This window comes from Janibacter sp. FSL W8-0316 (genome assembly GCF_038004165.1).
GTDB classification, from domain to species: Bacteria; Actinomycetota; Actinomycetes; order Actinomycetales; family Dermatophilaceae; genus Janibacter; species Janibacter indicus.
Window position 1 is genome coordinate 3,435,902 of sequence record NZ_JBBOQX010000001.1, and the last position, 6,014, is coordinate 3,441,915.

The following is a 6,014-nucleotide window of genomic DNA, read 5'->3' on the forward strand; positions in this document are numbered from 1 at the left end:
TCCGCATCCGTAGCTGACGAAGGGGGTCAACCGGCGAGTCCGGTTGGCCCCCTTCGGCGTGCCGCGAAGAGGCGAGCTATGAAGCAGCAGCCGCGGCCGTCAGGTAGATGCTCTGCGGCAGCGGAGTGTGGAGGCGCCAGGTAAACGCAATTGGGCGCTCGCCACGGTGGCTCTCGTAGGTGGCAGGTCCCAGGAAGACGTAGGGAACACCCGATCCGAACTCATTGAGTTTCGTCGCGCGGGCGAACAGAAGGACATAACTGCCACGCTCAGCGTGGTGGATGTATCGCTGCCCGGTCCGCGACGCGATCGCCGTGCTGGACTGAGATTCCCAGTGAAATCTCTCTGGGCTGATGGCGTAGTCCCGGTACATCGTCGTGGGCGAGTAGTCGGCCTCGGACTTCTTCAAGGTGACGAAGAATGCGTCGGTGGCGATCTCGGGCGAGTAGAGAACGCCCTCCCTGAAGCTGTTGGGGGCGCGACCCTCGAGCGAGGCGTAACGCAGTGCGCTGACGGCTTCCTCGCGGGTGTATCGAGCATGCACATGCAGTGGGAGGTGACCCAGTTCGCCCACGAGTGGGTGTGTGACGTGCTGAGCCTGTGCCAGCCCGATTGAGATCACCTGCCGGAGGTCGTCGCGGACGTTTGGCTCGGCGCGCAGCGATCGCAAGCCGTCGTCATAGGTCGCGAACTCGCCCCCGGATGGCCACAAGGAGAAGAAGAGCATCCGGGCGAACTCTCGGGCTCGGGGAGACAACGCGTCGTACGACGTCGCGTCGTCGTCGAGCAAGGACAGGTAGGCGTGAGCCCGTTCAGGGTCGTCGACGTGCGCGAAGGCTCGAACACGCTTGAGGAGCGCGGTTTCGTTCTGACCCTGCGGGGGGAGTTCGATGCCCGCCTCACGTCGAAGCCGTGTCCACGAGCGATCCGACTTGAGGATCTCCGAGAGCTCAACATCGGCCTGATCAAGGAACTGAGCCAAGTCGTTGGTCGGACGGGCCCTCAGCTCACGCACGAGGGCTGGGCGAGTGGTGATCAGCTGGCCCTTGACGTTGTCAAGGATGATGTTTTGAGCCTGCTCATCGAGGATGATCTGGCATCCCGAGGGGAGGAAGGGGAAGCCTCTGGCGATCTGGTCCTGCAGAGCCTTTCGCGTGCTCCCGGTCAAGGCGCGGAAACGATCCGCAAACCTGAACTGCTTGTTTTGATGGCCCACGAAGTCCAGAGCCGTGAGCACGGCCTTGCCGTTGGCGCGCCGAAGACCACGGCCGAGCTGCTGGAGGAAGATCGTCGAGGACTCGGTGGGGCGGAGGAAGAGAACGGTATCGATGGTCGGCAGGTCCACACCCTCGTTGAACATGTCCACGGTGAAGATGGCTGCGATCCGCCCGTCGCGCAGGGCGGTGAGGGTCTGCGCCCGGTCAGGGCTCTCGGGGGCACTTGTCACGGCGGCGGCAGGCACTCCCGCATCGCTGAAGACCCGGGCCATGTATTGGGCATGCGCGATCGAGACGCAAAAGCCCAGCGCACGCATGGATCGCGGATCGGCGATCTTGTCGCCTACGGCCTTCAGGATGAGTGCCGCCCGCGCGTCGTTGCCCGTGTACAGGTCGCTCAGGGCCTCGGTGTCGTACGCGCCCCGCTTCCACGAGAGTCCCGAGAGGTCCGTGCCGTCGGCGACGGCGAAGTAGTGGAACGGGGAGAGAAGCTCAGACCCTAAGGCGTCCCACAGCCGCAGTTCAGCCGCTGTTCGTCCCTCGAAGAACGTCGCGGCGACGTCGGTTCCATCCGAACGCTCAGGCGTCGCGGTGAGTCCCAAGAGTTCCTGCGGGGCCAAGTGCGCCAAGACGTCTCGGTAGGTCCGCGCCTGCGCGTGGTGAAACTCGTCAATAACGACGATGTCGAAGTGGTCGGCCGGGATATCGGTGACTCCATAGGAAGTCAGCGATTGAACGGACGCAAAGACGTGGTCCCATCGTTCGGGCCGAGCGCCGCCGACATGGAGCTCCCCGAAGTCCTGTCGGCGCAGCACCTCGCGGTAGGTCCGTTGACTCTGGGTCAGGATCTCTTGACGGTGAGCAACGAACAGCAGGCGGGGGAATCGACCGAGTCGTTCGCTGATCCGGCGGTAGTCGAGCGCGGCCAGCACGGTCTTACCAGTCCCCGTCGCCGCGACGACGAGGTTGCGATGCCGGTCGTGGACCAGCCGCTCGACGTCCAGGGACTCGAGCATCTCCGCCTGGTACGGATACGGCTGAACATCGAGGCTGGCAATGCCCAATTGCGTAGGCGCCGGTTGGCGTCGACCGGAGGCCTCTGCCAGTGCGTCGTCGAGTCGGTCCCGGTCCTGCCGGGGGTCGTATGGCTCGAACGTCGGGTCGTTCCAGTACGTCTCGAAGGTGGCTGAGAACTTGTTCATGAGCGCCGGGGTAGCTATGGCGGAGAGCCGTACATTCCATTCGACGCCGTCGAGGAGGGCGGCGCGCGAAAGATTGGACGAACCGACGTAGGCGGTGTCGAAACCGGTCTCGCGCCGAAAGAGCCATGCCTTGGCATGAAGCCGGGTGCGGAGGGCGTCGTACTGGATCCTCACCTCTGCCCCGAATTCCGTGACCAGTCGATCCAGAGCCTGGCGTTCTGTCGCTCCCATGTAGGTCGTGGTGATCACGCGCAAAGAGACGCCTCGAGCCAACAGCCTGCGCAACTGCGGTTCGAGCAGTCGGAGCCCGTGCCACTTGACGAAGGCGATCAGCAGATCGACTGAATCAGCAGTCTCGAGCTCCGCTCGCAGCTCCGACCCAAGGTTCGGTTCGCCAGCAGTGTTCGTGAGCAGTGCGGCTTCGGACAGCGGGGTGGCAGGCCTGGGCCCTACCCCCGGTCCTTGGACACGGGGTGTGATTACGCAGCAGGTTGCAGCGTAGCCGTGGCGGCGATCTCGTAGGTGATCGGCGTGTTGTAGCGGCACCAGGAGTGGCGGCGCTTGGTGTTGTAGCGGGTGAGCCATTTGAAGGTCTGCCGGCGGCAGGTGAGCTCGTCGGGCCAGGTCTTGGCGTCCTGGAGGACCTCTCGCTTCAGAGCGGCGTTGAACGACTCTGCCAGTGCGTTGTCGGCCGAGGAGCCGACGGCGCCCATGGACTGAGCGACGCCGAGCGTGCTGCAGAGTGTGGCGTAGTCCTTCGAGCAGTAGACCGACCCGTGGTCGCTGTGAAAGACGGCCCCAGCGAGTGATCCTCTGGTCGCGGCGGCGGCCTTGAGCGCGTCTTCGACGAGCTCGGTGCGCATGTGGTCGGCGATGGCCCAGCCGACGAGGCGACGGGAGTAGCAGTCGATCACGGTCGCGAGGTAGAGATTCCCACCGCCGGCTGCCTGGGACAACGGCAGGTAGGTGATGTCACCGACGTAGCGCCGGTTCGGCGCGGTGGCGGTGAAGTCGCGCTTGAGCAGGTCAGGCACCTTCCGATCGGCCGGCTCGGGCACGGTCGTGCGGACCTTGCGTCGCTTGACGTATCCGGTGATCCCGGCCGCGCGCATCACCCGCGCCACCCGCTTGTGGTTGACCCGCTCGCCCTGGGGGACCCCGTCATTGAGCTCGGCAGTGATCCTCGGGGCTCCGACGGTGTTGTCGGCGGTGTGGACCTTGCGGATCCGAGTCTCGAGCTCGGCGTCCGCCGCAGCCCGTTCGGTCCTGGCTGGTGCGCCTGCCTGCCAGGCGTAGAACGATGAGCGCCTCACCTCGAGGAGCTCGCACAGTCGCTTCACCGGGTAGGTGGCGGAGTTGTCGGCGACGAACTGGAAGCGACTCACCAGCGCGTCTCCCCGGCGAAATACTTGGCCGCCTTCTGCAGGATCTCCCGCTCGGTGGTCAGCTTCGTCGCCTGCACCCTCAGCGTCGCGTTCTCGGCCTCCAACCGAGCCACCCGCTGCTCGAGCGACTCCTTCTCGCTCGGCCCCGGTGGCGCTGCCTTGGACTGCAAGGGGCTGGAGGTCGCCGTCCCGTCGGCAGCGGTCTTCTTGCCCGACCCGTACGCCCGGAGCCACTGACGCAGCGTGCCGCGCACGATGCCCAAGTCCTCAGCGATACCGCGGACCGTGGCCCCCGGCGTGGACTCATACAAGTCGACGGCCTGACGACGGAACTCCTCGGAGTAGTTCTTCCTGGCCATGGTCCCTCGATCATCTCGCTTCCCCAGCAGATGCTGGATTCAGCGTGTCCAAGAACCGGGGTCAGGCCCCCCTTTCTGGCAGGACGTAGTCCATGCCCGGCCCTGGTGGGCGGTGCAAGAAGAAGAGTTGGCTACTGCGCCCGAGAACCTCGTCGGAGTTGTCACCCATCTCGGACAACAGGTGATTGACGAGTGCGAGGCGGCGATCCGCGTCCTTCTCCGCGGCCAGCGCTCGCTGAAGCGACGCGGCGACGTGACGCGCGAGGACGTGTGGCTGATCGCCTTCGTCGACGTTGTTCATAATGTGCTGCACGCCGGTGCGCTGGTCGAGCAGCTCTTGCAGGCGGCGAGTCAGCAATGACTCGTAGAGGCCCTCGGGAAGTGCGTCTCCATCGCTCACGAATGTGAGCTTGCCAGCCCCGAGCGACGACGAGGGAACTAGCGCGTACCCGGTGTCGCTGCGGACGCAATCATTTCGACGGCGGGGATGTCAGCGGGTGCCCACGGGAGTTGCGGCAACTCCTCGGGTCGCAGCCATGCCAGATCTGAGTGCACGGTCAGCGCTGGCTGACCCGCTGTGAGCCTGCACCAGTAGGTCGTGAGGACGACTGTGGCGAACGGGTAGACGTGGCGAGTTGCGATGACGCTCTCGCCGACGGAGACCCGGCAGCCGAGCTCCTCACGAATCTCGCGACGAAGGGCGTCCGGTGGTGATTCGTCTTGTTCGACCTTGCCCCCGGGGAACTCCCAGAGGCCGGCGAGGTCGCCTTCTGGACCTCGCTGAGTGCAGAGGACCAGTCCGTTGTGGAGGATGACCGCTCCAACAACCTCGATGGCGCTCACTCGGCCCCCTGAGTTGGACTCGACCCGGACGGTCGCGAGCTTAGAAGGCTGGGCAGTCCTGATGCAGTTCATCGAGGTGATTGACCAGTGAGCCTCGACTCGTTCCGGGAAGCGTTGTCGGTGGATGCTGCAAACATGGACACATGTTCGAAGACGAGCTGGCCGTGGTGGAGGAGTCCTTCAGGGGGCTGGGACGGGTCCGCGAGGGGGTGGGGGAGCAGGCCACGCGGGCTGACGAGGCGTCGCTGGGCGAGATGCTGCAGGCGGCCGAGCGCCTCAGACGTGCGGCCGACGCGCTTGCCTTGACCGTGATCGGGCACGCGGCGCGGTGGGGCGAAGAGATCGGTGACGATCACGTCTACCGACCCGTGCACCTGCCCGCCGGTGAGGTCGCCGACTTCGCGATCGAGGCCGTCGCACTGGCCGTCGGCGCGGGTCCTCCTGAAGCCGGGCGCCGCTGCGACCTGGCGGCTCGAGCGGTCACCGACCTGAGCTGCCTGGCCGACCTGGTGGCGGCCGGCCGGATGCGCGAGCGGTCGCTCGAGATCGTCGCCAAGGAGACCCGCGGTGCCAGCGCCGATGCGGTGGCGGAGGTCGTCGATCACCTGCTCGGCCCCCTTCGTGGGCGGCCCGACACGGTGCGCGCCGGTGATCTCGACGACCGTGAGCTGCGCAAGGCGATCCGACGGATGCTCACCCGGGTCGAGCCCGAGGTCTTGGAGCGCAAGGCCAAGCGCAACCGGCGAGACCTGCTGCAGGTCGGCTTCGCCGAGGGGCCGGTCGGCTGCAGCGACATGTACGCGACGCTGCCCACCGAGGCGGCGCTCGCGATCCAGGCCGCGGTCGACGAGGTCGCTCGTGAGGCGCGGGCCGAGGACCCCGAGCTGACCGCCGGCGCCGCGCGGGCGAACGCCCTGGCGGACCTGACCCTGCGAGGCGTCGAGGTGCAGGCCAGCGTGCGGCTCGGCATCCCGGTGATCACCTCCGCGGCGTCGCGGTTGTCCTTCG

5 protein-coding genes are annotated in these 6,014 nt (G+C 66.2%); 1 reads left to right on the plus strand and 4 read right to left on the minus strand.

Annotated elements, in window-relative coordinates; all coding sequences use genetic code 11:
* Positions 1–76: 76 nt before the first annotated feature.
* From NYE39_RS16800 to NYE39_RS16815, 4 genes are all read right to left on the minus strand, one after another.
* Complete coding sequence (locus tag NYE39_RS16800; RefSeq protein ID WP_445667091.1) at positions 77–2,899, minus strand: DUF3427 domain-containing protein; 2,823 nt, start codon at positions 2,897–2,899, stop codon at positions 77–79.
* A protein-coding gene (locus NYE39_RS16805) for an IS3 family transposase (protein ID WP_404813217.1) occupies positions 2,899–4,163 on the minus strand; the annotation gives its coding sequence in 2 pieces (ribosomal slippage) (positions 2,899–3,821 and positions 3,821–4,163; 1,266 coding nt in all). The genes NYE39_RS16800 and NYE39_RS16805 overlap by 1 nt, the downstream gene beginning before the upstream one ends.
* Before the next feature lie 61 nt (positions 4,164–4,224).
* Positions 4,225–4,563, minus strand: a complete 339-nt coding sequence (locus tag NYE39_RS16810) for a hypothetical protein (protein WP_341013345.1) — start codon at positions 4,561–4,563, stop codon at positions 4,225–4,227.
* A gap of 38 nt (positions 4,564–4,601) precedes the next feature.
* Positions 4,602–5,006, minus strand: a complete 405-nt coding sequence (locus tag NYE39_RS16815) for a (deoxy)nucleoside triphosphate pyrophosphohydrolase (RefSeq protein WP_341013346.1) — start codon at positions 5,004–5,006, stop codon at positions 4,602–4,604.
* Between the two features lie 143 nt (positions 5,007–5,149).
* On the opposite strand from NYE39_RS16815, the gene NYE39_RS16820 reads away from it, so the two are divergent.
* On the plus strand, positions 5,150–6,014 hold an 865-nt coding region (locus tag NYE39_RS16820), incomplete at its 3' end, for a hypothetical protein (protein WP_341013347.1).